This is a genomic window from Streptomyces sp. NPDC040405, assembly GCF_055595765.1.
Genome location: NZ_JBVIVI010000003.1, coordinates 694356 through 720888, shown reverse-complemented (window position 1 = coordinate 720888; position 26533 = coordinate 694356). Strand labels below are relative to the sequence as shown.

The 26533-nt window shown below is 71.0% G+C and carries 30 protein-coding genes; 25 read left to right on the top strand and 5 right to left on the bottom strand.

From position 1 onward, the window contains the following. Positions 1-126 precede the first annotated feature (126 nt). From ACZ59A_RS16760 to ACZ59A_RS16720, 9 genes are all read left to right on the top strand, one after another. On the top strand, positions 127-1158 hold the full coding sequence (locus ACZ59A_RS16760; RefSeq protein WP_470959158.1) for a LacI family DNA-binding transcriptional regulator: 1032 nt from the start codon (positions 127-129) through the stop codon (positions 1156-1158). Next, positions 1155-2153 carry a 2-hydroxyacid dehydrogenase gene (locus ACZ59A_RS16755; protein WP_470959155.1) on the top strand — a complete coding sequence of 333 codons (999 nt, stop codon included), beginning with the start codon at positions 1155-1157 and terminating at the stop codon, positions 2151-2153. The genes ACZ59A_RS16760 and ACZ59A_RS16755 overlap by 4 nt, the downstream gene beginning before the upstream one ends. After that, positions 2150-3382, top strand: a complete 1233-nt coding sequence (manD, locus tag ACZ59A_RS16750; RefSeq protein ID WP_470959152.1) for a D-mannonate dehydratase ManD — start codon at positions 2150-2152, stop codon at positions 3380-3382. The genes ACZ59A_RS16755 and manD overlap by 4 nt, the downstream gene beginning before the upstream one ends. Positions 3383-3393: 11 nt before the next feature. Further along, positions 3394-4917: a mannitol dehydrogenase family protein gene (locus ACZ59A_RS16745; protein WP_470959149.1), complete on the top strand. Its 1524-nt coding sequence runs from the start codon at positions 3394-3396 to the stop codon at positions 4915-4917. A gap of 123 nt (positions 4918-5040) precedes the next feature. After that, positions 5041-6426: an MFS transporter gene (locus tag ACZ59A_RS16740; protein WP_470959145.1), complete on the top strand. Its 1386-nt coding sequence runs from the start codon at positions 5041-5043 to the stop codon at positions 6424-6426. A 203-nt stretch (positions 6427-6629) separates the two neighbouring features. Then, complete coding sequence (locus ACZ59A_RS16735; RefSeq protein ID WP_470959142.1) at positions 6630-7670, top strand: NAD(P)-dependent alcohol dehydrogenase; 1041 nt, start codon at positions 6630-6632, stop codon at positions 7668-7670. A gap of 278 nt (positions 7671-7948) precedes the next feature. Further along, positions 7949-8737 (top strand): hypothetical protein, encoded by a 789-nt coding sequence (locus tag ACZ59A_RS16730; RefSeq protein WP_470959140.1) that lies wholly within the window; start codon positions 7949-7951, stop codon positions 8735-8737. Between the two features lie 127 nt (positions 8738-8864). Continuing rightward, a complete protein-coding gene (locus ACZ59A_RS16725; protein WP_398291880.1) occupies positions 8865-9263 on the top strand; it encodes an SseB family protein in 399 nt (132 codons plus the stop codon). Between the two features lie 92 nt (positions 9264-9355). Next, positions 9356-9757 carry a DUF3662 domain-containing protein gene (locus ACZ59A_RS16720; protein ID WP_470959137.1) on the top strand — a complete coding sequence of 134 codons (402 nt, stop codon included), beginning with the start codon at positions 9356-9358 and terminating at the stop codon, positions 9755-9757. An 11-nt stretch (positions 9758-9768) separates the two neighbouring features. On the opposite strand, the gene ACZ59A_RS16715 is transcribed toward ACZ59A_RS16720, so the two are convergent. Next, positions 9769-10203, bottom strand: coding sequence for an SRPBCC family protein (locus tag ACZ59A_RS16715; RefSeq protein WP_470959134.1), 435 nt, complete (start codon positions 10201-10203; stop codon positions 9769-9771). 181 nt (positions 10204-10384) lie between these two features. Here ACZ59A_RS16715 and ACZ59A_RS16710 point away from each other — a divergent pair, with 181 nt between their 5' ends. Then, complete coding sequence (locus ACZ59A_RS16710; protein WP_468045476.1) at positions 10385-11239, top strand: DUF4142 domain-containing protein; 855 nt, start codon at positions 10385-10387, stop codon at positions 11237-11239. A gap of 4 nt (positions 11240-11243) precedes the next feature. Here ACZ59A_RS16710 and ACZ59A_RS16705 read toward each other — a convergent pair whose 3' ends face one another. Next, the gene (locus tag ACZ59A_RS16705; protein ID WP_468045474.1) at positions 11244-11462 is read right to left on the bottom strand and encodes a ferredoxin; all 219 of its coding nucleotides are present in this window, start codon (positions 11460-11462) and stop codon (positions 11244-11246) included. Positions 11463-11467: 5 nt separating this feature from the next. Then, positions 11468-12658, bottom strand: a complete 1191-nt coding sequence (locus ACZ59A_RS16700) for a cytochrome P450 (RefSeq protein WP_470959130.1) — start codon at positions 12656-12658, stop codon at positions 11468-11470. 149 nt (positions 12659-12807) lie between these two features. On the opposite strand from ACZ59A_RS16700, the gene ACZ59A_RS16695 reads away from it, so the two are divergent. From ACZ59A_RS16695 to ACZ59A_RS16625, 15 genes are all read left to right on the top strand, one after another. Continuing rightward, on the top strand, positions 12808-13434 hold the full coding sequence (locus tag ACZ59A_RS16695; RefSeq protein WP_470959127.1) for a TetR/AcrR family transcriptional regulator: 627 nt from the start codon (positions 12808-12810) through the stop codon (positions 13432-13434). Between the two features lie 4 nt (positions 13435-13438). Beyond that, entirely contained in the window at positions 13439-13747 is a 309-nt protein-coding gene (locus tag ACZ59A_RS16690) for a gas vesicle protein GvpO (protein WP_470959124.1), read from the top strand. Between the two features lie 185 nt (positions 13748-13932). Next, positions 13933-14313: a gas vesicle structural protein GvpA gene (locus ACZ59A_RS16685; protein ID WP_470959121.1), complete on the top strand. Its 381-nt coding sequence runs from the start codon at positions 13933-13935 to the stop codon at positions 14311-14313. Beyond that, on the top strand, positions 14313-15029 hold the full coding sequence (locus ACZ59A_RS16680; protein ID WP_470959119.1) for a GvpL/GvpF family gas vesicle protein: 717 nt from the start codon (positions 14313-14315) through the stop codon (positions 15027-15029). The genes ACZ59A_RS16685 and ACZ59A_RS16680 overlap by 1 nt, the downstream gene beginning before the upstream one ends. Positions 15030-15042: 13 nt before the next feature. Next, positions 15043-15297 (top strand): gas vesicle protein GvpG, encoded by a 255-nt coding sequence (locus ACZ59A_RS16675; protein ID WP_470959116.1) that lies wholly within the window; start codon positions 15043-15045, stop codon positions 15295-15297. Between the two features lie 2 nt (positions 15298-15299). Next, complete coding sequence (locus tag ACZ59A_RS16670; protein WP_470959114.1) at positions 15300-15686, top strand: gas vesicle protein; 387 nt, start codon at positions 15300-15302, stop codon at positions 15684-15686. After that, positions 15683-16516: a GvpL/GvpF family gas vesicle protein gene (locus tag ACZ59A_RS16665; RefSeq protein ID WP_470959111.1), complete on the top strand. Its 834-nt coding sequence runs from the start codon at positions 15683-15685 to the stop codon at positions 16514-16516. Before ACZ59A_RS16670 ends, ACZ59A_RS16665 begins: the two co-directional genes overlap by 4 nt. After that, on the top strand, positions 16513-16722 hold the full coding sequence (locus ACZ59A_RS16660) for a gas vesicle protein (protein WP_470959109.1): 210 nt from the start codon (positions 16513-16515) through the stop codon (positions 16720-16722). Before ACZ59A_RS16665 ends, ACZ59A_RS16660 begins: the two co-directional genes overlap by 4 nt. After that, the gene (locus ACZ59A_RS16655; RefSeq protein ID WP_470959691.1) at positions 16649-17053 is read left to right on the top strand and encodes a gas vesicle protein K; all 405 of its coding nucleotides are present in this window, start codon (positions 16649-16651) and stop codon (positions 17051-17053) included. Before ACZ59A_RS16660 ends, ACZ59A_RS16655 begins: the two co-directional genes overlap by 74 nt. A 202-nt stretch (positions 17054-17255) precedes the next feature. Continuing rightward, positions 17256-18119, top strand: a complete 864-nt coding sequence (locus ACZ59A_RS16650) for an isocitrate lyase/PEP mutase family protein (RefSeq protein WP_470959106.1) — start codon at positions 17256-17258, stop codon at positions 18117-18119. A gap of 17 nt (positions 18120-18136) precedes the next feature. Beyond that, on the top strand, positions 18137-18499 hold the full coding sequence (locus ACZ59A_RS16645; RefSeq protein WP_470959103.1) for a hypothetical protein: 363 nt from the start codon (positions 18137-18139) through the stop codon (positions 18497-18499). A gap of 96 nt (positions 18500-18595) precedes the next feature. Continuing rightward, entirely contained in the window at positions 18596-19600 is a 1005-nt protein-coding gene (locus ACZ59A_RS16640; protein WP_470959689.1) for a bile acid:sodium symporter family protein, read from the top strand. A gap of 83 nt (positions 19601-19683) precedes the next feature. Further along, on the top strand, positions 19684-21444 hold the full coding sequence (locus ACZ59A_RS16635; RefSeq protein ID WP_470959101.1) for an NAD-dependent malic enzyme: 1761 nt from the start codon (positions 19684-19686) through the stop codon (positions 21442-21444). 36 nt (positions 21445-21480) lie between these two features. After that, positions 21481-22533, top strand: a complete 1053-nt coding sequence (locus ACZ59A_RS16630) for an AEC family transporter (RefSeq protein WP_470959098.1) — start codon at positions 21481-21483, stop codon at positions 22531-22533. 121 nt (positions 22534-22654) lie between these two features. Further along, positions 22655-23491 (top strand): undecaprenyl-diphosphate phosphatase, encoded by an 837-nt coding sequence (locus ACZ59A_RS16625; RefSeq protein ID WP_470959095.1) that lies wholly within the window; start codon positions 22655-22657, stop codon positions 23489-23491. A 57-nt stretch (positions 23492-23548) separates the two neighbouring features. Here ACZ59A_RS16625 and ACZ59A_RS16620 read toward each other — a convergent pair whose 3' ends face one another. Together ACZ59A_RS16620 and ACZ59A_RS16615 are read right to left on the bottom strand one after the other, a co-directional pair. Further along, entirely contained in the window at positions 23549-25123 is a 1575-nt protein-coding gene (locus ACZ59A_RS16620; protein ID WP_470959092.1) for an AbgT family transporter, read from the bottom strand. 5 nt (positions 25124-25128) lie between these two features. Then, entirely contained in the window at positions 25129-26418 is a 1290-nt protein-coding gene (locus ACZ59A_RS16615) for a metal-dependent hydrolase family protein (RefSeq protein WP_470959089.1), read from the bottom strand. Positions 26419-26533 lie beyond the last annotated feature (115 nt).

Genomic DNA, 26533 nt, shown 5'->3' with positions numbered 1-26533 from the left:
AGATTCAGACCACCGGACCGGGGCCTTGCCAATACTTCGGCAAGCGTTGACAAGGTTGCACAACGGTGAACACCATGCACTATGTCGTTCACCCGCACCCCCTTCTCGTACCGGTAGCGGGCCGCCATGGCCCCCACCCTCACCGAGGTCGCCAAGAGCGCCAATGTGGCGCTGTCCACGGCCTCCCGGGCGTTCAGCAACCCGGACCGGCTCGGACCGCAGACCTTGCGCAAGATCCTGACCGTCGCACAAGAGCTGGGATACGAACCCCCGGTGGCACGTGCCGCCGAGGCCCCCGCCGACACGGAGACCGCCACCGTCGCCGTCGTCGTCCCCGACATCGCCAACCCGGTCTTCGGGGCCTTCGTGAAGGCCGCCCAGGGCGAGGGCTGGCGCCGCCGGCAGACCGTCGTGCTCGCCGACACCGATCTGAGCCCGGACCGGGAGCGCGAGGTGATCGCGCACATGACGGGGCAGGCGGACGGGCTGATCGTGTGCTCGCCCCGGCTGGAGGCGGACGAGGTCCTGGACCTGTGCGGACGGACCCCCGTCGTGCTGGTCAACCGGGAGACCGCGGGCGCCGACTGTGTGATCGCCGACGCCGCCCACGGGATGCGCCAGGCCGTGGAATACCTGGCCGCGCTCGGCCATCGGCGGATCGCCTACGTACAGGGCATGCAGCGCTCCTGGTCCAACTCCCACCGGGTCGCGCTGATCCGGTCCGAGACCGAACGCGCCGGGCTGGAGCTGGAGTTGCTGGGCTGGCAGTCGGAGACGGTGGCGGGCGGCACGGCCGCCGCGGCGAGCGTCATGGCATCCGGGGCGTCCGCCGTGATCACGCACAACGACCTGATGGCCCTGGGCGTGATCTCCGGCGCCCGGGCGCTGGGGCTGAGCGTTCCCGAGCGGCTGAGCGTCATCGGCGTCGACGACATCCCCTTCGCCGAAGTGGCACAGCCGTCCCTGACCAGCATCGCGGTGCCGATGGCCCGGGCCGGGGCGCTCAGCCACGAGCTGCTGGGGCAGGTCCTCGGCGGCGAGCGGCAGATGCCCCGCACCCTGCGGCTGCCCACCCAGCTCATCGTGCGCGGGTCCACCGGCCCGGCACACTCCGTCCTCGAGGGTGCCGCGGTGGCGGCGGGGAAGGACACCCCATGACCACCGAGCCACTGACCGTGGTGGTCGCCGACGCCAATCTCCATCCGCTGCGCGCCGAGTTCGAGGCCGCCCTTCCGGCGGGTACGGTCGTCAGCTGGCCCGATCCCCGGGACGCCGAGGCGGTCGACGCCGCGGTGCCGCACGCGGACGTGCTGGTGGCGGGGCAGTGCACCGCCCGTACGGCCGCCCTCGCCACCCGGCTCCGGCTGGTCCACACGGCCGGTGCGGGGACGGACAAGATCGACCTGCCCGCGCTGCCGCCCGGGACCCAACTGGCCAACACCTTCCACCACGAGGAGGCGATCGCCGAATACGCCGTATCGGCCGCGATCCTGCTGCGCCGTGGCTTTCTGCGCCAGCATCAGGCGCTGCGCCGCGGGGTGTGGGACTCCCCCGCACACGATCCGCACTCCCCCTGGATGGACTCGCTGTCCGCGGCCACCGTCGGCTTCGTCGGCTTCGGCCACATCGGGGCCCGCTGCTGGCAGGGGTTCCGGGCATTCGGCGCCCGCGGGGCGGCGGTCACCCGGCGGGGCGAGGTGGACGCGGCGGCCGAGGGGCTGGCCTGGGCCGGGACCATCGACGACCTCGGCGCGCTGCTGGACACCTCCGACGTGGTCGTGGTGTCGGCGCCGCTCACACCGGAGACCACCGGGCTCATCGGCGAGGCCGAGCTGTCCCGGATGGGCCCGTCCGCGGTGCTGGTCCATGTCGGACGCGGTCCCGTCGTGGACGAGGACGCGCTGTACGAGGCATTGAGCACCCACACCATCGGGGCCGCGGCGCTCGACGTCTGGTACCGGTACCCGGCGGGCGGACACACCGGCGCCCCCGGCAAGCATCCCTTCGAATCGCTGGACAACGTACTGATGACTCCGCACTCCTCCGGCCTCACCCGCCAGACCTTCAGCCGCCGCGCCGCCGACATCACCGCCAACATCGGCCGGCTGGCCGCGGGCGAGCCGCTGCGCAACGTGGTGGCGGTGGCCCGATGAGCGCGACGCCCCGCACCGACACCATCGCCGCCGCCGAGGTGCTGGTGACCAGCCCCGGCCGTAACTTCGTCACGCTCAAGATCACCACCGCCGAAGGGCTCGTGGGCTGGGGCGACGCCACGCTCAACGGCCGTGAGCTGGCCGTCGCCTCGTATCTACGGGAGCATGTGGCGCCGCTGCTCATCGGCCGCGACCCGGCGCGGATCGAGGACACCTGGCAGTACCTCTACCGCGGGGTCTACTGGCGGCGCGGCCCGGTGACGATGACGTCCATCGGCGCGGTGGACATGGCGCTGTGGGACATCAAGGGCAAGACCACCGGCCAGCCCGTCTACCAACTGCTGGGCGGCGCCGTCCGCGACCGGATCCTCACCTACACCCATGCCACCGGCTGGGACGTGCCGCAGCTGCTGGACTCGATCGACGCCCGGCGCGAGGAGGGCTTCCGCGCGGTGCGGGCGCAGAGCGGTGTCCCCGGTCTGGACACGGTGTACGGGGTGAGCCGTGGCGGCCTGGGGTACGAACCGGCCGGGCGCGGCGCCGCCCCGGTGGAGGAGGTGTGGGACACCGACGCCTACCTCCGCCACGCGCCGAAGGTCCTGGCCTCCGTACGGGACCATGTCGGGCCCGAGCTGAAGCTGCTGCACGACGTACACCACCGCCTCACCCCCGGCCAGGCCGCCCGGCTCGGCCGCGCGCTGGAGGAAGTGGACCTGTTCTGGCTGGAGGACGTCACCCCCGCGGAGAACCAGCAGGTGCTGCGGCATGTGCGGCAGCACACCACCGTGCCGCTGGCGATCGGCGAGGTGTTCAACACCGTCTGGGAATGCCAGTCGCTGATCACCGAGCAGCTGATCGACTACGTACGGACCTGTGTGAGCCACGCGGGCGGGATCAGCCATCTGCGGCGGATCGCGGCCCTCGCCGAGATCTGGCAGATACAGCTCGGCCCGCACGGCCCCTCGGACGTGTCCCCGGTGGCGCTGGCCGCGTCGCTGCACGTGGGACTGGCCACGCCGAACTTCGCCATCCAGGAGTACATGGGCTACGAGCCCGTCGTGCACGAGGTGTTCGGGCACGCGTGGTCCTACGCCGACGGCCATCTGCACCCGGGCGACCGGCCCGGCCTCGGCGTCGAGGTGGACGAAACGGTCGCCGCCCGCTTCCCGTACGAACCCGCCTACCTGCCGGTCGCGCGACGGCGCGACGGCTCGATGACGGATTGGTGAGGACTCCCCGAATGACCAGGCAGCCCTCGGCATTGGCCACCCCGGCGCGTCTGCCGCGCCTCGACCGCACCACCACCGCGTCCGTCCTCACACCGAGGCGGCCGCCCACCGAGACCGGCATCGTGCATCTGGGGCTCGGCAACTTCCACCGCGCCCACCAGGCCGTGCACACCGCGGCCGCGCTGGACCACACCGACGGCCCCTGGGGCATTCTCGGGGTCGCGGGCCGCTCGGCCACGGTGGCCCGGGCGCTGCGCGAGCAGCAACTGCGCTACGCGGTGGTGGAGATCTCCCCCTCCGGCACACGGGTCACCGTGCCCGCGGTGCACACCGGGGCGCTGGTGGCCGCGGAACAGCCGGAAGAGGTCCAGGACGCGCTGGCCGCGCCCGGCACGGCCATCGTCACCCTCACCGTAACCGAGCACGGCTACACCTTCTCCCCGCGCACCCATGGACTCGATCTCGACTCCCCGGCGGTACGGGCCGATCTGCGCGGTGACGGCCCGCCCCGGACCACCATCGGGCGGATCGTGCGCGGGCTGCAGCGCCGCGTACGCACCCATGCCCGGCCGCTGACGGTCCTCAGCTGCGACAACCTGGTGGGCAACGGATCCCAGACCCGGCGGCTGGTGCACGAGTTCGCCGAGGCGCTTCCGGCGGCGGAACGCGAGGAGCTGCTGCCGTGGCTGACGCGTTCGGTGACGTTCCCCAGCTCCATGGTCGACCGGATCGTCCCCGCCACCACCGATGTGTACCGTGACGCGGTCGCCGACCGCCTCGGGGTGCGCGACGCCGTCCCCGTACCGGCCGAACCCTTCTCCATGTGGGTCATGGAGGACCGCTTCGCCGCGGGCCGCCCGCGCTGGGAACACGGCGGGGCGCTGTTCACGGACGATGTGGAACCGTACGAGCTGCTGAAGCTGCGGCTGCTCAACGGCACCCATTCGCTCATCGCCTATCTCGGCGCGCTGGACGGGCGGGAGACCATCCCGGACGCCATCGCCCGGCCGTTCGTCGCCGAGGCCGCGCGCCAGGTGCTCCACGACGACTATCTGCCGAGCCTCACCGTGCCCGCCGACATCCAACTGGAGGACTACATACGGCAGTTGTTCGACCGCTGGGCCAACACCGCGCTGGGCCACCGCACCCGGCAGGTCGGCTCGGACGGCTCGGTCAAGCTCCGCCAGCGGGTGCCGGAACCGGCCCTGCTCCATCTGCGGGCCGGGCGGATGCCCCACCATCTGGCGCTGACCGTGGCCGCGTATCTGTGCTGTGTGGCACCGCCGTCCGGCTTCTCACCCGGGCCCCAGGCGGCCGCCATGGCCGATCCGGCGCGCGAACCGCTCGCCGATCTCGCCCGGCGCGCGCCCGCCGGGCCCCGTACCGCGTTCGTCGAGGCCGTATTGGAGAGCGGGCTGCTCGGCGACGGCCTGACGGACCATCCGGCCTTCGTCGCCCGGATCGCCGAACTCATCGACCTCATCGTCCGGCACGGCCCCGCCGCGGCGGCGGCCGACGCCTGCGGCTCCCGGTAAGGCCCGTTCAGGGCCCCCTGAAACCCCCGTCCCCTCCCCCTTCGTCCCCCGTCCCCGCCACTGCCCCTGCTTCGCCCTGCCCGATTCCGCTCCGGAACCGATCCGTTCAAGGAGGCATGGATCATGGAGAGCAACACCGCCACTCCCCCGCCACCCGCCACCGCCCCGCCCGGTGAGCCGCCCGCCGACCCACAAGCGGTACGCCGCGCGGCCTGGGCCGGTCTGGTCGGCACCGCGCTCGAACAGTACGACTTCGTCATCTACGGCACCGCCTCGGCGCTGATCTTCAGCGATCTGTTCTTCCCCAATGTCTCGGCGTCCGTGGGCCTGCTCGCCAGCTTCAGCACCTACGCCGTCGGCTTCGCCGCCCGGCCGCTGGGCGGGCTCTTCTTCTCCCGTTTCGGGGACCGCCTGGGCCGCAAGTGGGTACTGATCGCCACCCTCTTCCTGATGGGCGGCTCCACCCTCGCCATCGGTCTGCTCCCGACGTACGGAACGGTGGGCATCCTCGCCCCGATCCTGCTGCTGATCTGCCGCATGGCCCAGGGCTTCGGCGCGGGCGCCGAGCAGGCCGGAGGCGCCACCTTGCTCACCGAAACGGCCGCCCCAGGGCGGCGCGGCAGGTTGTCATCCCTGGTCATGACGGGGGCGGCGCTCGGCACCGCGCTGGGCGCGGTGGCCTGGATGCTCGCCCAGCAACTCCCCGATGACGCCCTGATGTCCTGGGGCTGGCGGGTGGTCTTCGCCAGCAGCATCCTGGTGACCGCGGCCGCCATGATCATGCGCCGCAAGCTGCACGAGAGCCCGGTGTTCCAGGAGCTGAAGGCCCAGCACGAGCGGCCCGCCTCACCGGTCAAGGAGGTCTTCAAGCACGGCCGCAAGCCCCTGCTGCTGGTGATCCTCATGAACTTCGGGGTCAGCACGCAGTCGTACACCTACCAGGTGTTCATGGCCTCCTACCTGGTGTCCAGCGTGGGCGTCGAGAAGAGCTTCGTGCCCGAGGTGCTGCTGCTGGGCTCCCTGTGCGGCGGCGTGGCGGCCATCGCGTTCGGCACCCTGTCGGACCGCATCGGACGGCGCCCGGTGTGTACGTTGATCCTCAGCGCCATGGTGCTGCTGCCCGCCCCGACGTTCATCGCGCTGAACTCCGGCTCGAAGGTGGCCATCGTGGTGGCGGTCGCGGTCGGCTTCATCCTGGCCTGCCAGGGACTGGTCGGCGTGCACATGAGCTACTTCCCCGAGCTGTTCGGAAACCGCTACCGCTACGCCGGGGTCGCCCTGGGCCGGGAGTTCTCGTCGGTGATCGGCGGTGGCGTCGCACCGTTGCTCTGCAGCGCCCTGCTCACCGCGTTCACCGGCTCCTGGATACCGGTCGCGGTCTATATGTCGGTGGTCGCGGCGGTGAGCCTCCTCACGACCCTGATGACCCCGGAGACCCTGAACCGCGATCTGAACGCCGCGGCCGACGCCACCGATCCGGTCGCCACGGGCCCGAGCGGAGCCGTCTGACCGGGGACGTTCTCCTGCTTCCCGGCGGGTCGTCGGCGCCACCGGCGGCCCGCTCGGGGCGTTCCTCCCCCGCTAGCCACCATCCTCGCAGGTTCATAGCACTTTTGGCCACTCCTGCCTCACCTTGGCACCCTTGCCATCGTGTTCGGCCAAGGAATCAAAGGCGGCCGGGCACGGAACCACTGCAAGGAGAGATACGCCCCATGAGTACCGTTGCCGCGTACGCCGCACCTGCCCCCAAGGCCCCGCTGGAGCGCACCACGATCGAGCGCCGCCCGGCCGGCGAGTTCGACGTGGTCATCGACATCAAGTACTCGGGCATCTGCCACTCGGACATCCACCAGGTCCGCGAGGGCTGGAGCGAGGTGCCCTTCCCGCTGGTGCCGGGCCATGAGATCGCGGGTGTTGTCACCGAGGTCGGGTCCGGTGTCACCCGGTACGCCGTCGGCGACCGGGTGGGCGTCGGCTGCTTCGTGGACTCCTGCCGCCGCTGCGAGAACTGCCGCAAGGGTCTGGAGCAGTACTGCGCCGAGGGCAACACCGCCACGTACGCCGCCACCGACAAGTACGGCGAGACCACCTACGGCGGCTACTCCGCGGGCATCGTCGTCGACGAGAACTACGTCGTGCGCATCCCGGACGCGCTGCCGCTGGACGTGGCCGCCCCGCTGCTGTGCGCGGGCGTCACCACGTACTCCCCGCTGCGCCACTGGAACGCCGGGCCGGGCAGCAAGGTCGCCGTCCTCGGCATGGGCGGCCTCGGCCACGTCGCCGTCAAGCTCGCGCACGCGATGGGCGCCGAGGTCACCGTACTGAGCCAGTCGCTGCGCAAGAAGGACGACGGGCTGCGGCTCGGCGCCGACCACTACTACGCGACCAGCGACCCGAAGACCTTCGAGGAGCTGGACGAGAGCTTCGACATCATCCTGTCCACGGTGTCCGCGCCGCTGGACTTCGGCGCGTACCTGAAGCTGCTGAAGACGGACGGCGCGCTGGTGAACGTGGGCCTGCCGGAGGAGCCCATCTCGCTCAACCTCTTCTCGGTGGTCATGGGCCGCCGTACCCTCGCCGGTTCGTTCATCGGCGGCATCGCCGAGACGCAGGAGATGCTCGACTTCTGCGCCGAGCACGGGGTGGGGGCCGAGATCGAGACCATCCGGGCCGAGGAGATCAACACGGCGTTCGAGCGGGTGCTCTCCAGCGATGTCCGCTACCGCTTCGTCATCGACGCCGCCACGATCTGACATTCACTCAGTTTCGCGTCCGCGGCGCGCGTTTCCGGCCTCGGCGGCCGCTCCCCTTCCGGGAGCGGCCGCCGAGGTCGTTACCAAGACATGGGATGAATAACCGTGTCGCGAGCCTTGACGACCCCAATGGTCCAGTCCATCGTATGTACGCGCCACGCCCGCGCATACCGGCGGGATCGACGCTTTCCCTGCTCCTCCGACCTCCTCCACAGGGACCTCACATGGCAGAAGACTCTGCTCCACGCGGTTTCAGTCGTCGGACGTTACTCGGCTCCATGACCGCCACGGCCGTCGGCGTGCCCCTCCTCGGGCAGCTGACGTCGGGCGCCTCCCCGGCCGCCGCGGCCGCCCGGGCGCCGCAACTGGTCTGGAACCCCAGCCCGTCCGGCGTCGGACTCAAAGCCTTCGAGGGCATCGAGGCCGACCGCGGCAATCAGCACCCCGACCGGGACTATGTCGTGATCGAAGGCGGCGACCACTACCGCTTCAACATCTGGAAGGACGACCGGGACACCACCGGCGGCGGCGACCGCCAGCGCACCGAGTCCAAGGGGATGGTGCAGGGCGGTACGAAGCTGAAGATGCGGGACGGGGAGACCTGGACCCTCTCGTACGAGATGTACATGCCGTCCTCGCTGCACGGCACCAGCAAATTCACGCACATCTTCCAGACCAAGACCCCGGTCGACAACGGCGGCCCGTACCTCACGCTGGACCTCGGCCGCAGTGGCGGCAAGGAGACGCTGCGGGCCCGGGCGTACGCCAACTCCGGCTCGCCGGACATCGCCGCCACCGATCTCTCGCCGCTGCGCAACAAGTGGATCACCATCGAGTGGAAGCTGACCATCGGGTCCAGCGGCAAGGCCACGTTCACGGCCCGTAACGGCACCGGTTCCGGCGCCCCGGTCGCGGTGCAGGGCAGCATGTCGAACGTGAAGATGCCGGACCAGGGCGACTACCAGCGGCCCAAGTGGGGCATCTACCGGTCTGTCGAGAGCGCGTCCTCCGACATCCTCGACACCTATCTGCTCTTCCGGAACTACACGGCGTATCGCGGAACCTGAGCGGTACATCGAAAACTCTCCGCCACGGGATGTGTGAGTGCCGTACAACCGGGTATTCGAGCCAGCCGTGGCCAGGACGCCCGCTCCCGGGCACGGCCACTCGCACATACCGATCTTGGACGGAATCATGACTGCTCTTCCCGACGACAACGCCGTTACCGCCACCCAGCACGCCCTCAGCGAGCTGGCCGCGGACCGTGCCGACGAGTCCGCGCTGAACACCCTCGCCGGCAGTGAGGTACTGCTTCCCGCCGCCGAGAGTGCCGAGAACACCGACCCGCAGGCGGTGACCCTGCCGGTGTTCCAGCAGGAGGACGGCGCCCAGCTGGTGCCCGTCTTCACCACCCCGGAGCGCATGCACCAGGCGCTGCCGCAGATCGAGCGTTACCACCAGGTGCCGCTGGGCGCGCTGGCTCAGGGCTGGCCCTCCGAGGAGCTTTCCCTGACCATCGACGCGGGTGCCCCGGAAGCGGTCACGCTGACCGCCACCGGGGTCAAGACCCTGCTCAGCCGCGCCGCCGGCTGAGCACTTTCCCCCATGCTCACCCAGGGCGCGGATGTATGTGCCGACCGTAGTCGTGCACATACATCCGCTGCTTTTCGGGCACCCGCGTGAGCATGGACACATTCACCCGGATCGAACGAGCCATAGAGCGCTTCGAGGACGCACTGCTCGCCAAGGTGTTCCACACCGAGCCGGTGGAACTGCTGGGCGCCCTCCGAGAGGAATGCGACAGCCAGGCGGTGGTGTGCAGTTCGAGCCGGGTGGTCGTGCCCAACGCCTACGACGTCGAACTGGCCGACGAGGTGTACGAGGAGCTGTCCCGGCACGGCAAGCAGGCGGGCCAGACCCTGACGGACAGCCTGATGCGGCACGCGGAGGAACACGGGTACGAGTGGGCGGGCCCGCTCACCGTCCGCGTCACCAAGTCGAGCCGGGTGCCCAACGGGCGGTACCGGGTGGCCGCCACTCCGCTGACCCATATCCGCGCGGACGCCTTCGCCACGCGCGCGGGGTAACCGGCCGGGGCTCACTCCTCCAGCAGTCCGCGCAGCACCCGGCCGAAGATCCGGCGCCCGGCCCGGGCGGTCGGCGCGTCCAGCACCCGCGGCAGCCCCGCCACCCGCGCCTCCTCCCGCCAGACCACGCACGACCGCTCCCCGCGGGCCCAGACCTCGATCTCGGCCCAGCCCAGCACCACGGAGCCGCGCTTCTCCAGTCGGCAGCATCCCGGCCGTCCGCCGCCCGGTGGCTCCCAGCGCACCACTTCCATGGGGTCGTCGAACCCGGCCCGGCCCACCCCGGTGCGTGCCACCACCACCGTCCCCACCCGCGTCGGCCCCTCGGTCCGCACGGCGACGGTGCTCAACGGCACGTACGCGCCGTGCCGCTGCCACTGGGTCAGCCGCCGCCAGGTCTCGTCGGCGGAATGGGGCGAGGGACGCTCGATGCGGAAGAGGGCCACGCCGAGATCGTAGCGACCTCACAGGTCAGGGCGCGTCCACCCAAGAGCGGGTAAAAACCGGCAAGATGTTTGAGCGACGGAAGTGAACGGTCCGTATTCACCGGTGTCGGCCATCAACTGACGCCGGCTCTACGCGACAACTGCTCCGTACAACGACAAGCGGTCCCCGCCAGGAGGCTCCATGCGATCACGGTACTTTGTGACAGGCACCTCACTGCTCATCGGCTCGGTAGTGGTCACCCTCGCCGTGATCGTCTCCCCCGTGATGACGGGGCTGACGCAGGAATCAGCCACGAACCTCTCGAAGATGCAGAACAATCAGTTCGGACCGCTCAGCGGGGCCGACAGGGACTTCGTGGTCAAGGTGCGGCTGGCCGGGCTGTGGGAGTACCCGGCCGGAAAAATCGGGCTCCAGAAGGGGACGACCGAGCAGATCAAGACCGCCGGCAAGCACCTGCTCGACGGCCATCAGCTGCTGGACGCCATCAGCCGGGACGTCGCCCCCAAGCTCGGCATCGTCCTGCCCAACAAGCCCACGCCACAACAGCAGGGCTTCATCGACACGATGAACGCGAAGACCGGCAAGGACTTCGACACGTACTACGCGAACATCCTGCGCGTTACCCACGGCCAGATCTTCAGCTCCATCGCCAAGATCCGGCAGACCACCAAGAACTCGCTGGTGCGCAGGCTCGCGGTCCAGGCCAACAACACCGTGCTCGACCACATCACCCAGATGGAGAAGACGGGGATGGTCAACTTCGACTCCGCCGTCTCTCAGATCACCACCACCCCGACCCAGGGTCCGGACTTCACCAAGCCGCCCCAGCCCGCCCCGGGCGAGCCCACGTTCATCGTCGGCACGTCCAAGCCCACGGCCCCGCCCAACTCCGTGAGCACGGCGGACAACGGGGGCGAACAGAGCCTCGACCCGAACGTGGTGAACGGTGCCGGGCTGGGGGCGGGGGCGGCGAGCGGGGCCGGCGGGGTCACCACTCCGCCCGCCGCGTCCTCCCCGCCGCCCTCCGCTCCGTAAGCCCTCAGGGACGCGGCCCGACCACCGTCGCGGCCGCGTCGACGATGGTGATGGCCATCGCCGGACAGGAATCCGCCACGTCCAGCACACGTTCTTCCTCCGGAACCTCCCCGCTCAGCGGACGCGCCCGCTCGTCGTCGAGGACGAACAGATCGGGCGCGATCCCGGCGCACATGCCGGACGCCATGCACCGGCCGCCGTCGACCTCGGCCTTCCACGTCATCCGGCTCACCACCCCACCGGCATGACCCGCGGCCCCCGAACCAGCATCTGGTCCTTCCACACCACGTCCCCGGCCAGGTGCAGGTTCGGGAAGCGGCCGACGAGCGCGCCGAGGGCCTCCTGCAGCTCCAGACGGGCCAGTGGCGCGCCCAGGCAGTGGTGCACCCCGTGGCCGAATCCCAGGTGCTGGGTGGCGGGGCGGGCGACGTTCAGCCTGCCCGGTTCGTCGAAGCGCAGGGCGTCGCGGTTGGCCGAGCCGACGGCCACCAGGACGGGTTCCCCGGCCCGTACCAGGGTGCCGCCCACCTCGATGTCCTCGGTGGCGTAGCGGGCCTGGGAGGCGCCGACGCCGAGCGGGACGAACCGCATCAGCTCCTCGACGGTGCCCTTGATCAGCTCGGGCTCCTCGCGCAGTCGGCGTAACTCGTCGGGGTGGTCGAGCAGCGCCATCACGAAGTTGGGGATCTGGGTGGCCGTGGTCTCGTGCCCGGCGACGAGGATGCCGACGCACAGATCGACGAGTTCCAGCTCGGAGAGCCGGTCGCCCTGGTCCCGCGCCTCGATCAGGGAGGTCATGATGTCGTCGCGCGGGGCTTCCCGGTGTTCCCGCACCAACCGGGCCATGTACGCGCGCAGTTCCTCGCGGTTGCCCTCCCACTGCGCCGCGGTCAGCGAGCTGGTGGACAGGGCGGCGTCGCTCCACACCCGGAACTTCGGCCGGTCCTCCTCCGGCACGCCCAGCAGCCGGCAGATGACGGCGACCGGGATGGGCAGGGCGTAGCGGTCCACGAGGTCGGCGGGCGGTCCGGCGGCCTCCAGCTCGTCCAGCAGCGAGTGCGTCAACTCGCTGACGTACGGCCGGAGTTTCTCCACCTGGTGGACGGTGAACGCCTTGGCCACGAGGGTGCGCAGCCGGGTGTGGTCGGGCGGGTCCATGCTCAGGATGCCGCCGTCCATCTGTCCCTCGCCCTGCCGCGGTGTGTCCCGCTTCAGGGCCTCCGCGCGGCTGAACCGCCGGTCGCCGAGGACCAGCCGGGCGTCGGCGTACCGGGTGGCCAGCCAGGCGGGTTCGCCGTACCGCAGGCGCACCCGGAGCAGTCCGGGGCGGTGGCGCGCTTCCTCGTAGGCCGCGGACAGATCCAGGCCCGCGGGGTCGTTGAAGGGATAGGCGATAGGTGTCGTCTCCGCTGTGGTCATCGTGACCTCCCTGGCGTAAGCACGTGCTTACAAAGCTAGGGCGGTCCCCTTGATACGGTCAACGGCGCCTCTCGGCCGGTGTTCTGACGCTCCGACGGAACGAACAGGTGGCGAGGGGTGGGGCGGTCGGCCGACGACAGGAGTGGATGATGGGTGGAACCACACCGCAAACACCTCGGCGGGACGCGCGGGGCACCCGGCGGATGCTGCTGGAGGCGGCGTCGGCCCTGTTCGCCGAACGGGGGTACGAACGGGCCACCGTACGCGACATCGCGGAGCGCGCCGGGGTCAACCAGGCGCTGCTGTTCCGCTACTTCGGCTCGAAGAAGGCCCTGTTCGGGGAGGTGGTGGCGCACGATGGCCAGGAACAGCTGCACACCACCCCGCCCGGGGAGCTGTTCGAGACCGCGCTGCGCGGCATGCTCGGCCGCGGCGACCGGGCCAGGCAGGACCGTGCGCTGGCCACTTTGCTGCGCTCCGTCGGCAGCGGCGACGAGATCGGTACCGCGGCGCGCGAGATAGGGGACGACTACGCCCGGGTGCTGGCCACCCTGAGCAGCTCCGAGGACCGCGGACTCCGCGCGGACCTGGCGCTTTCCTGGCTGCTGGGCATCGGCCTGATGCGGGTGGTGGTGGGCAAGGAATCGCTCGCCGAGGCCGATCCGGACGAGGTGTGCGCGCTCGTCACCGGCGCGCTCGCCACCTTGCTGGAGGATCTGCCGGTCGGGCGCTTTGGCGATCCGCACTCCACAGCCTCCGCCGACTTGGCACGGTAGGACCATGACGAGCAATGATCCGGACACCCCGGAGACGAACGACCGGCCGCGCCGGGTTCCCGCGGCCCAGGCGATGCGTGGCGCGGCCCAGCAGCTCGGCGAGTTGCTGGGCACCGCTCCGGAGTCCGTATCCGCGCTGCAGCCGACACAGGACGGATGGCTGGCCGATGTGGAAGTGGTGGAGCTGGAGCGGGTGCCGGACACCATGACCATCATGGCCTCGTACCGGGTGACCCTCGATACGCAGGGCATGCTCCTGGGCTACGAAAGACTGCGCCGTTACGCGCGCGGCCAGCTCGACCGGGGCCGCTAGCCGCCCCGTCCGCCCCGATCCCGTCCGCTCGCGCCCCGCGCCACCGCCTCCCGGTGGCGCGGGGCGTCCGTCGTCGCGCCTCGTTGTACGCCGCACATGTTTCGCCCGGATCAGGGGTGAACACGGGTGCCGTCCCGCCCGTACAAGCACACGGGCAGACCGAGCGAGCGAGAGGACGACCACACGTGACCGTCATGACGCAGAGCGGCGGAGTACCAGCCACACCCTCGACCGGTTCAGGGACCGGCAGCCTCTTCGACATCCTTGAACTCATTCTGGACCGCGGCCTCGTCATCGATGTCTTCATCCGGGTCTCCCTCGTGGGAATCGAGATCCTGAAGATCGACATTCGGATCGTGATCGCCAGCGTGGACACCTATCTGCGGTTCGCCGAGGCGTGCAACCGCCTCGACCTGGAGTCCGGCCGCAAGGCCCCGGACAAGCTCAGCGACATCGTCGGCACCATCGTCGAGGGCGGTGCCCGGGGCAAGACCCAGGGCGCGCTGAGCGGCGCCATCGATGCCATCGGCGATGTGTTCGGCGGCGACGACGACAAGGACAAGTGATGCATCTCTACCTCTACGCGATCACCCGCTCCGACCATCCGCTGCGGCTGGACGGGCTGCGCGCGGTGGGCGGGGTGTCCGGCGCGCCGCGCGCGGTGACCAGTGGCCCGCTGGCGGGCGTGGTGAGCCCGGCGCCGGAGGCCCTGCGCCCCAAGCGCCGCGACCTCGCGGCCCATCAGACGGTCCAGGAGCGGCTGATGGCGGACGGGGCGGTGCTGCCGATGCGGTTCGGGCTGCTCGCCCCCGACGAGGCGGCGGTCAGGTCGGCGCTGGATGCCAAGCGCGACGAGTACGTCCGCGGCCTCGATGAGCTGAGCGCCACCGCCGAGTTCAACCTGAAGGCGGCGCGCTCCCAGGACGACCTGCTGCGGGAGGTGCTGACCGAGTCCGACGACGCGCGGCGCCTCAACGAGCGCACCCGTGACGGCGGGGGTTCGTACGAGGACCGGATGGCGCTCGGCGAACTGATCGCCCGCCAGCTGGGGGCACGGCAGCAGAGACTCGCCGAGCAGGTCGTCGGCCGACTGGCGGGGATGGCCCGCGGCAAGGTGGTGTCGTCCCCGGCCGGGGACGACTTCCTCAACGCCTCGTTCCTGGTGGAGCGGGGGCGTGCCGAGGAATTCTCGCAGGCCGCGCGGCAGTTGGCGCACGGCTACGGGGACGGCTACGACTTCCGGCTGCGCGGCCCGCTGCCCCCGTACAGCTTCGTGGCCTGAGGGGCGGGGCGCCGTGGGACTGCTGACCGGGCTCCTCACCTTTCCGCTCGCGCCGGTGCGCGCGACCGTCTGGGTGGCCGAGCAGGTGCTGGAGGCCGCCGAGCGCGAGTACTACGACCCGGCGCCGGTCCGGCGCGCCCTCACCGCACTGGAACAGGATCTGCTGGCCGGGCGGGTCGACGAGGACGAATACGACCGCCGCGAGGACGAGTTGCTGGACCGGCTGGACGAGCTGGAACGGCATGACGAGCAGAGACGAGCCACCTGACGATGACAGAACCGGTAGCGGGCAGGCTGGGCCCGCCGCGCCTGCCCGCGGCGTACGACCAGCGGGACGCCGCCCCGTCCCTCGCCGACATCCTGGAACGGGTGCTGGACAAGGGCGTGGTGATCGCGGGCGACATCCGGATCAACCTGCTCGACATCGAACTGCTCACCATCAAACTCCGGCTGCTCGTCGCCTCCGTCGACAAGGCGAAGGAGATGGGCATCGACTGGTGGGAGCACGATCCGTCGCTGTCCTCGCGCGCCCGGCCCCCGGCGGTGGACAGCGGCGGGAGCGACGGGGCGGAACGGTCGCTCGGCGAGGAGAACGCACGGCTGCGCGCCGAGATCGCGGCGCTGCGGGCAGCCACCGGGAACAGGAGCGATGGGTGACCGAAATCGCACAGCACATGGTGTACGCCTACGCGGTGCTGCGCCCCACCCCCGAGGCCGCGCGGGCGGTGGCCGCGCTGCGCGGGGTGGCCGAGGAGCAGGTGGGGCTCGTGGAGACCGGGGACCTCGCCGCGGCCGTCGGCCCGGTTCCGGCCGGGGAGTTCGGGGAAGCGCCGCTCAAGGCGCGCCTGGAGGAGCTGCCCCGGCTCGAATCGCTGGCCCGGGGGCATCACGGGGTGGTGGCGGCCCTGGCCCCGCTGGGCGCCGTACTGCCGCTGCGGCTGGCCACCGTGTACCGGGACGAGGACCGGGTGCGGCAGGTGCTGCAGGAGCGCCGGGACGAGTTCCTGCCGCTGCTGGACCGGCTCACCGGGCGCGTCGAATGGGGCGTCAAGGTCTATACGGACGCCGGTGGCGGGACGGCGGACGCGCCGGAGGACGACGCGGGGGACGCCGGGCTCAGCCCGGGCCGGGCCTATCTCGCCGCGCGCCGCAGACGGCGGCGCGGCGCCGAGGACGCCTGGCAGGCCGCGGTGCGGACGGCCGCGCGCATCGCGGACGAGGCCGGGGAGATCGCCGTGGAGCGGGTCGCCCACCGGCCGCAGCGCGGCGAGCTGGCCAGGGCGGGCGGCGGGGACCACGGAGAGCACGGAGAGAACATCGCCAACGACGCGTATCTGGTGCCCGCCGACCTCGCCGAGGACTTCCGCGCCCGCGTCCTGGCCGCCGCCGAGGGCCAGGAGGGGGTGCGGGTCGAGGTGACGGGCCCCTGGGCGCCGTACTCGTTCGCCCTCCCGCCCGCGCCCGCCGCCCATCGGGAGAGCGCGTGAGCACCGCGCTGGACGAGGAGGACGCCCGGGCGCTCGCGGGCCGCGAGGTCGCTCTGATCGACATCCTCGACCGGCTGCTCCAGGGCGGGGTCGTGCTGGCCGGGGACCTCGTGCTGTCCATCGCGGACGTCGATCTCATACGGATCGACCTGCGCGCGGTCATCGCCCCCGTCGACGCCGCGCACCCGGCCCCGCCACTGCTCTGACCGGAAGGACCCCGACCGCATGTCAGCCACTCCCGACCGCCCCGCCCAGCGCCTGCGCACCGACCCGGATTCGGTCGAACGCGATCTCGCCAAGCTCGTGCTGACCGTGGTCGAGCTGCTGCGTCAGCTGATGGAGCGCCAGGCGCTGCACCGTGTCGACAAGGGGGACCTGACGGAGGAGCAGGAGGAGCGGATCGGGATGACGCTGATGCTCCTCCAGCAGCGCATGGAGGAGATGTGCGACCGGCACGGTCTGCGCATGGACGACCTCAACCTCGACCTCGGCCCGCTGGGGACCCTGCTGTCCCCGGCGGGTCCGGCTCAGCCGTAGCCGGTTCCCCATACGCCCCACCTTCACGTCAAGGCACGCTCAACCGCCCCACAAGGCCGGTCCGTCATCTTCATCCCTGGATTCACCACCGCACCGCCCCGATATATCGCTTTACTTTTTCTTGGTTTTCCCTAAACGTGCGCATGACTCCGCATAACGGGACCAGGATCGGCGACGGGGCCCCGAATCGAAAGGGAAAAGCATGCGGTACGGCCACGCCTTGCGCGAAGAGATGGAATCTCCTCGCACCACCCCCCTCATCGGCATCTACGACATGTACTCGGCATCGATCGCCGCCCGCCACTACAACGGCTTCTTCGTCTCCGGCTTCGGATTCGCCGCCTCGCATTACGGACTGCCCGACATCGGCTTCATCGCCTGGCCCGACATGGTGAACTTCGCGGAGCGGCTGCGGCTGGCGTTCCCCGGGCACCATCTGCTGGTGGACATCGACGACGGCTATGTGGACCCCGAGGTCGCCTGCCATGTGGTGCAGCGGCTGGAGCGGGCCGGAGCGTCCGGGGTGATCCTGGAGGACCAGAAGCGGCCGCGCCGCTGCGGACACGCCGACGGCAAGCTGGTACTGCCGCTCGACGAATACCTGGAGAAGCTCGACCTGGTGCTGAGCAGCAGGAAGGACCTGCTGGTGGTGGCGCGCACGGACGCCACCGAGGAGAAGGACATCCTGCGGCGGGCGGCCGCGCTGGCCGAGACCGACGCGGATGTGGTCCTGGTCGACGGCGTGCGGAGCGTGGACTGGATCCGCCGGATCCGCGGCGTCATCGGCGACAAGCCGCTGCTGTTCAACCAGATCGCGGGCGGGAAGTCGCCGCGGCTCTCCCTTTCCGAGCTGACGGATCTCGGAGTGGACATCGCGATCTACAGCACCCCGTGCCTTTTCGCGGCGCATGGCGCGATCGACGGCGCGCTGGTCGATCTGAAGATGTCGGACGGCCGGCTGCCGGACACCCGGGAGACCGGCTCCATCGGCGTCAAGGGTGCCACGGAGCTGCTGGAGGAGAACATCAGCAGGCACCACGACAATCACCAGCCGGCCTCCGTGTGATGGACGGAATCCGTTCCGTGCCATTGACGCTCTTCCGGTCCGGCACCGGCCGTCACCGAAAAGCGAGGAAAGACACCGGCTTTACCCGGGCGTCCACCACGGGAATCCTTCTCGCGGCCACCGCGGGCGTGTGGTGCGGCGACGGCGGGGCCGCCTCCGCCGTGGCGGCGCGTCCGCCCCTGGGCGCCCCGGAGGAGGAGCCGGCCGAGGCCACGCCGGTCACCCGGACGAACATCGGCCTGGTGGTCATCGACAACTCCTTCGCGGACTCCTGGCTGGAGATCGACCGCGCCCTCAACACCCTGCTCGCCAGCACGGGCACGGCGGGCAGCGACCACGACGGCGGCGGCGGAGGCTCGGTCGAGGTGCGCACCCCATGACGGCCCCGGTCCCGGCCCCGCCGCGGGCGGGCGGCCCGGCCCTTCCCTCCCGGCACAGCGAAAGCGGTGATTGATCTGAAGTCCTTGCCCTGGCCGATGTCCTGGCCGGGCCGGTTGGGGAGGGCGGTCGACCCTTACGTCGCCGCCCTTCTCGGCACGGTCGCGCTCGCCGCGCTGCTGCCCGCCTCCGGGCGGGCGGCGGTGGCGGTCGAGGACGCCGCGGACATAGCCATCGGTCTGCTCTTCTTCCTCTACGGCGCCCGGCTGTCCACCCGTGAGGCGGTCCACGGCCTGCGGCAGTGGAAGCTCCACCTCCTGGTGGGGTCGAGCACCTTCGTCCTGTTCCCGCTGCTGGGGCTGGCCGCGGGCGCCCTGGCCCCCTTCCTGCTCACCGACCGGCTCTACACCGGCCTTCTCTTCCTGTGCGTCGTCCCCTCGACCGTCCAGTCCTCGATCGCCCTCACCTCCACGGCCCGGGGGAACGTCCCGGCCGCCATCTGCGCCGGTACGTACTCCAGCCTGGTCGGCATGGCCGCCACCCCCCTGCTGGCGGCCTGGCTGATCGGCTCCGACGCCGGATTCTCGGCCGACGGCCTGGTGACCATCGCCACCCAGCTATTGCTGCCCTTCGTCGCCGGGCAGTGTCTGCGCCGCTGGATCGGGGCGTTCATCGGGCGGCACCGGCGGGCCCTCGGGCTGCTGGACCGCGGCTCGATCCTGCTGGTCGTCTACACCGCGTTCAGCCGGGGGATGACGGAGGGCATCTGGCAGCAGATCACCCCGGTGCGGCTGCTGGCCCTGCTGAGCCTGGCCGCGACCCTGCTGGCAGTGGCGCTCACCACCACGTCCTGGGCCGCGCGCCGCCTCGGCTTCGGCCGGGAGGACCGCGTCGCCATCGTCTTCTGCGGCTCGAACAAGAGCCTGGCCACCGGGCTGCCCATGGCGGCGGTGCTGTTCGGGGATTCGGCGGGGCCGGTGATCCTGCCGCTCATGCTCTTCCATCAGCTCCAGCTGATGGTGTGTGCGGTCATCGCGAGCCGATGGGCCCGCCGCTCCGCCGAGCCCAAGCCCCTGACCAGGGCACATACCGCGACCCCCTAAAGGTCCGCGTTTCAACCTCTTGGTACCGTGATTTTTAGCGGTGTCACCCACCGCGAAGCACAACCAGTGAGGAAGCAGTACCCATGAAGAGCGATCTCACCGAAGCGGAGGCATCCGACCCTGCCTCTTCCGCAGGCGCGGCCACCCGGTGGAACCCGACCGGCCACACCTGGGAAACCACCTCGCGAGGGCGCGCCATTCTCAGCGACCCGCGGCTCAACAGGGGCACCGCTTTCACCGAGTCCGAGCGCGACGAGCTCGGGCTGACCGGCCTGATCCCGGCTCAGGTCATACCCCTGGAGCAGCAGGCCACCCGCGCCTACGCCCAGTACCGGGCCAAGGCCACCGACCTCGACAAGAACGTGTATCTGCGGTCCCTGCAGGACCGCAACGAGGTGCTGTTCTACCACCTGCTCGGCGAGCATCTCAGCGAGATGCTGCCGATCGTGTACACCCCCACCGTCGGCACCGCGATCCAGCGCTACAGCCATGAGTACCGCCGCTCCCGCGGCGTCTACCTCTCGGTGGACGCCCCTCAGGACATCGAGCGCTCGCTGCGCGCCAGCGGCCTGGGCCCCGACGACGTGGACCTGCTCGTCGCCACCGACGGCGAGGCCATCCTCGGCATCGGGGACTGGGGCGTGGGCGGCATGGACATCTGCGTCGGCAAGCTCGCCGTGTACACCGCCGCCGCCGGAATCGACCCCGCGCGTGCGCTCCCGGTCGTCCTGGACGCGGGCACCAACCGCCAGGAACTCCTGGACGACCCGCTGTACCTGGGCAACCGTCATCCGCGCGTGGACCGCGAGAAGTACGACGCCTTCATCGCCGAGTACATCGCCGCCGTCGGCCGCGTCTTCCCCGACGCGCTGCTGCACTGGGAGGACTTCGGGTCCGGCAACGCCCGGCGCATCATCGACCAGTACGGCGACAAGGCGCTCACCTTCAACGACGACATCCAGGGCACCGGCGCCGTCAACCTGGCCGCCGTCCTGTCCGGCGCCCGGGTCACCGGTACGCCGCTGCGCGACCACCGCATCGTCATCTTCGGCGCGGGCTCGGCCGGTCTCGGCATCGCCGACCAGCTGCGCGACGCCCTGATCGCCGACGGGCTCGCCCCGCAGGAGGCCTCCGACCGGTTCTGGTGCATCGACCGGTACGGCCTGATCACCGATGACACCGCGGGTCTCGACCACCACCGGCGGCGGTACGCCCGCCGGGCGGCCGACGTCACCGACTGGCACCGGGACGAGCAGGTCGGCGGCATCGCGCTCGCCGAGGTGATCCGCCGCGCCCGGCCGACCATCCTCATCGGCACCTCGGGCCAGGGCGGCGCCTTCACCGAGGAGATCGTGCGGGAGATGGCCGCCCACACCGAGCGGCCCGTCATCCTCCCGATGTCCAACCCGACCCCGCTGGCCGAGGCCAAGCCCGAGGACCTGGTCCGGTGGACCGGCGGACGGGCCCTGATCGCCACCGGGAGCCCCTTCCCACCCGTGCCCCATGACGGGGTCACCCACGTCATCGGGCAGGCCAACAACGCCCTGGTCTTCCCGGGCCTCGGCCTCGGCGCGATCGTGGCCCGCGCCACCCGGATCACCGACGGCATGCTGCTGGCCGCCGCCGAGCAGATCGCCGAGATGATCGACCCCGGCACCCCCGGCGCCCCGATCCTCCCGCTGGTCGACCAGCTGCGCGAGACCTCCGCCGCGGTCGCCGCGGCCGTCGCCCGCGCCGCCGCGCACGACGGGGTGGCCCGTACGCCCATCGCCGGCGATTCACTCGACCGCACGGTCCACGAGGCCATGTGGAGCCCGGTCTACCGCCCTATCCAGCCGGTCTGACGACCCGCACCATCCGGCTGAATTAGGGACAAGACCATGAGTTTTTCGCACATCTTCACCATCGTCGTGCCCGTCTTCCTCGTCATCGCCCTGGGCTACGGGGCCGGGCGGGGCACGGCGTTCGCCGGTCAGCGCGCGGACGCGCTCCGGGTACTCACGATGGAGTTCGCCCTTCCGGCGTCCCTCTTCCTGGGCATCGCGAACACCCCGCGCCACATCCTGCTGAGCCAGGGTCCCCTGGTGGCGATGCTGGCCCTCGGGCTGCTCGGCCTGTTCGGGCTGATCCTGCTGGGGCTGCGCACGATGGGGCGGCTGCCGCTGGAGCGGGCGTCGATCCTGGCACTCGCCTCCGTCCAGCCGCAGTACGCCTTCATGGGCGTCACGATCCTGGGCAATCTGTTCGGCGAGGCCAAGGCCGCGATTCCGATCGCCATCGCGGGCATCCTCGTCAACGTCCTCCTCGACCCCCTCGTGCTGATCCTGCTCAACCTCGGCCGCACGGACGGCGCGGAAGCCACCGCGTCGGCGTCCGCGCCCGCCCGCGTCCTGGTGTCCGCGGGCGGCGGACCGGCGACGGACGAGGAGGAGCGGGACGGCGGCGGGGCCGCGGCATCCGCGGCGGCCAAGCCCGTGCCCACCTGGGTGAAGGTCCTCCAGCCGCTGCGCAAGCCGTTCGCCTGGGCCCCGCTGCTCGGGCTGGTCATCTCGCTGGCCGGGGTGCGCCCGCCCGGGATGCTCGAGAATTCGCTGTCGCTGGTGGGCCAGGCCGCCTCGGGTGTGGCGCTGCTGTCGGTGGGCGTCACCCTCGCCCGCGTCGGCAGGCCGCAGCTGAGCCCGGGGGCCATCGCGATCGCGCTGACCAGCGTGGTCGTGCTGCCGCTCAGCACGTACGGCATCGGCCTGCTGCTGACCGGCCAGGAGGTCGCCGCGCAGACGGCCCTGATCCTGGCGTTCCCCGTCTCCCCGGTGCCGATGATGCTCGCGTCACAGCACGTCGAGAGCGAGGAGCACCGGATCGCCTCCTCGGTGATCATCAGCATCGTGCTGGCGTTCGCCACCCTGCCGCTGCTGATCAACCTCACCAGCTAGCGGGGGGGGGCGGCCACACCCCCTGGCCGCCGCACCCTCCGGCCGCCGCGCCGCTCGGCGCGGCGGCCGCGTGCTAGAAAGCTGGGGAGAAAGACATGTCTCCGGCGCAGGGATGGCTCCATTGAGCGCGATCAGTATCGGCCAGGCCGCGGTCCTCGGCGTCGTCGAGGGGGTGACCGAGTTCCTGCCCGTCTCCTCCACCGGCCACCTCAAGATCACCGAGGGGCTGATGCACATCCCGGTGGACGACAAGTCCGTCGTCGCCTTCACCGCGGTCATCCAGGTCGGTGCCATCGCGGCGGTGCTGCTCTACTTCTTCAAGGACATCGTCCGCTTCGTCCGCGCCTGGGGCCGGGGCATCGTCCACCGGGAGCTGCGCGAGCGGCACGACTACAAGTTCACCTGGTGGGTCATCTACGCCACCCTCCCCGTGGTGGCCGTCGGCCTCGCCGCCAAGCCGCTGATCGAGGGGCCGCTGGCGTCCCTGTGGGTGGTGGCCGGGTCGCTGATCGTGGGCAGCGGGCTGATGTGGGCTGCCGACCGGCTGGGCCGCCACAAGCGCGGCGAGGACGACACCTCCCTCAAGGACGCCATGCTGGTCGGCGGCTCGCAGATCCTCGCGCTGCTCTTCCCCGGCTTCTCCCGCTCCGGGGCGACGATGTCCACCGGCCTGATCCTGGGCATGGACCGGCTGGCCGCCACCCGGCTGTCGTTCTTCCTCGGCCTGCCCGCCCTCACGGGTGCGGGGCTGTACGAGCTGAAGGACGCGCTCGGCGGCGGGGTCGCCGCGGCGCCGCTGGTCGTGGGCACGGTCGTGTCGTTCGTCGTGGCGTACGGCTCGATCGCCTGGCTGCTCAAGTTCGTCGCCAAGCATTCGTTCAACGCCTTCGTGATCTACCGCGTCGCCGTGGGCGTCCTGCTGTTCGGCCTGCTGGGTACGCACGTGCTGAGCGCCTGACGGCGCGGGCGTGCGCGAGGCCCCGGGCGGTCGCCCGGGGCCGTTCGCAAGGAAGGATCACTTCAGGCCGATGGCGGCGCCGGGCCCCAGCGGCAGGTCGAATCCGTAGAAGATCCCCAGGATCGCCAGCCACACCACCAGGAACGGCACGACGAAGATCGCCAGCCGGGAGATGAGAGTGCCGAGCCGGGCCTCGGGTTCGTACTGGCGGACCATCGCCAGGATGAGGAAGAGGTACGGGTTCATCGGGGTGATCGCGCCGGTGGCCGAGTCGCCGATGCGGAAGGCGGCCTGGCTGAGCGCCGGGCTCATGCCCATCAGCATGAACGCCGGGATGAAGACGGGCCCGACCAGGGACCACAGCGCGGAGCCGGAGACCACGACGAGGTTGAGGCAGGAGGCCATCAGGACGAACGCGAGGATCGCCCAGAAGCCCGTCACCCCCGTGGCGTTGAGCAGCGCGGCCGCCTTCACCGCCAGCAGTATCCCGACATTGGACCAGTTGAAGAGCGCGATGACCTGGGCGGCCACGAACATCATGACGATGTAGCCGGACATGTTCTTCACCGAGTCGGTCATCGCGGTGACCGCGTCCTCGGTGCCGGTGAGCGTCTTGACCGTGAAGCCGTAGCTCAGCCCGGCCAGCAGGAAGGCACCGAACAGCACGGGGACGATGCCGGTGAGGACGGGCGAGGGGACGAACGCCCCGCCCTCCCCGCGCAGCGGGGCCCCGGGCGGCAGCCACAGGGCGAGGACCGCCGCCAGGTAGACGCCCACCACGAGCGCGGTGACCAGCAGGCCCTTGCGCTGTACCGGGGTGAGGGTCAGACCGGCGTCCTCCTCGGTCGCGCCGTCGGCGGGCTGGTACGGGGCCAGGCGCGGTTCGAGGACGCGGGAGATGAGGAATCCGCCGAGCAGCGCGAGCACGATGCTGCTGGAGGCGGTGAAGAAGTAGTTGATGAGCAGGTGGATGTGGAGGCCCTCGGCGGCGGGCAGCACCGCGGCCGCCTGCTGGGTGATGCCGACGTAGAGGGCGTCGAGCGAGCCGATGGTGAATCCGGCCGCGTAGCCCGCGGTGACACAGGCGAAGCCGCCGATGAGGCCCGCGACGGGATGGCGTCCGGCGCTTCTGAACACCACGGCCGCCAGCGGCGGGAGCACGATGGCGCCGACATCGCTCATCATGTGGGCCTGGCTGGCGACGAGGGCCACCGCGTACGGGAGGGCCGCGCGCGGAACCCGGGCCAGGGTGGCCCGCATGACCGTCTCCAGCAGGCCGGTCTTCTCCGCGAGCCCGACCACCATGATCAGCACCAGCACGGCGCCGATCGGCGGGAAGGTCGCGAAGTTGGGGATCAGGTTCTCCAGCAGCCAGCGCAGTCCCTCGCCGGTGAACAGCCCGCCAATGTCCTTGGTGGTGTCGGTGCCGGGGACGGTGACGGAGACGCCGCCGAGGGCGAGGCCGGTGGAGACGACGGCCAGGATCGCAAAGAGCCCGCTGAACAGGACGATGGGGTTGGGGAGGGCGTTACCGGCGCGCTCGATGAAGGAGAGCACGCGGTCGAGGGGGCCTGGGGGCGGGGAGCCGGGGGTGGCGCTGTCCGGTGCCGGGAGACCGGTGAGTGAGCGCATGGGGGCTACCTTCCGGTTGGAGCCGCTGGGAGCAGCTGGTCCTTGCGGACGATGCCGTCCTGAACGACACACAGGATGTTGTCGGGGTCGCCGAGGACTCCGATGTCGGTGAGCGGGTCGCCGTCGCACAGGATCAGGTCGGCGGTGCGGCCTTCGGTCAGGGTGCCGAGCCGGTCGGCCACGCCGAGGAGTTCGGCGGCGGTGCGGGTACCGGCGACGATGGCGGCCATGGGGTCCATGCCCAGGTCCACCAGGTAGGTCAGTTCCTTCAGGTTCTGGCCGTGCGGGCAGACGGCGGCGTCGGTGCCGAGCGCGATGCGGGCGCCCTGCTCGATGGCGCGGGCGATGTTCTCCTTGGTGATGCCGGACCAGCGGACCTTCTTCTGGTAGTGGAAGGGCGCCATGGTGTCCTTGTTGATGCCCGCGTAGACGGTGGACAGGGTCGGTACGACGAAGGCGCCGCGCTCCCCCGCCATCTCCAGGGCCTGGTCGTTCAGGCCGTAGCCGTGCTCGATGCTGGTGACGCCGCCGCGCAGGGCGTTGAGGATGCCCGCGGTGCCCTGGGCGTGCGCGGCGACCGGCTTGCCGCCGTGGCGTCGGCACTCGTCGACGACGGCCCGGATCTCCTCCTCCAGCAGCCCTTCGTCCTCCGGCTGGTCGTAGGGGCTGCCCATGCCGCCGGTGGCGCAGATCTTGACCAGGTCGGCGCCCGCGCGCAGCACCTTGCGGACGGCGAGGCGGGATTCGTCCACGGTGTCGGCGATCTCGGACATCTCGCCGCCGCTGAGGTCGGTGCCGTCGGGCAGGCGGACGTCGGCGTGGCCGCCGGTGTGGCTGATGATCCGTACGGCGGTGTGCATCCGGGGGCCGGTGATCCGTCCGCTCTCCACCGCGGTGCGGTAGCCCGCGGAGAGTCCGCCCAGGTCACGGGCGCTGGTGATGCCCGCCTCCAGGGTCTGCCGCATGCGCGTGGCGGTGTCGAACGTGACCAGTACCGGGTCGAGTTCACCGCGGCGGCCGGGCGGGGAGGCGTGTGCGTAGGCGAGATGGGTGTGGCAGTCGAAGAAGCCGGGGAGGACGGTGCGGCCTCCGGCGTCGATGACGCGGGGCCGGCCGGTGTCGCCGACGGGCGCGGGGGGCGCGGTCGCGGCGGGTCCGGCGTAGCTGAGGGTGCCCTCGGCGTCGGTGATCACGACGGCGTCGGTCACGGGGGCCGCTCCGGTGCCGTCGATGAGGGTGGCGTTCTCGATGCGCAACGCGGTCCGGACGCTCTCGGGGGCCAGCTGATCCTTCATGGGATCGGGTTCACTCCTCGCATGCGGAAACAAGTAGGAGCAGTGTTGGGCCGACGCGTTTGTCGCGTGCTACGGTGCAGCATTCCATCGAGAATCGGCCACCCGACGCAGGAAT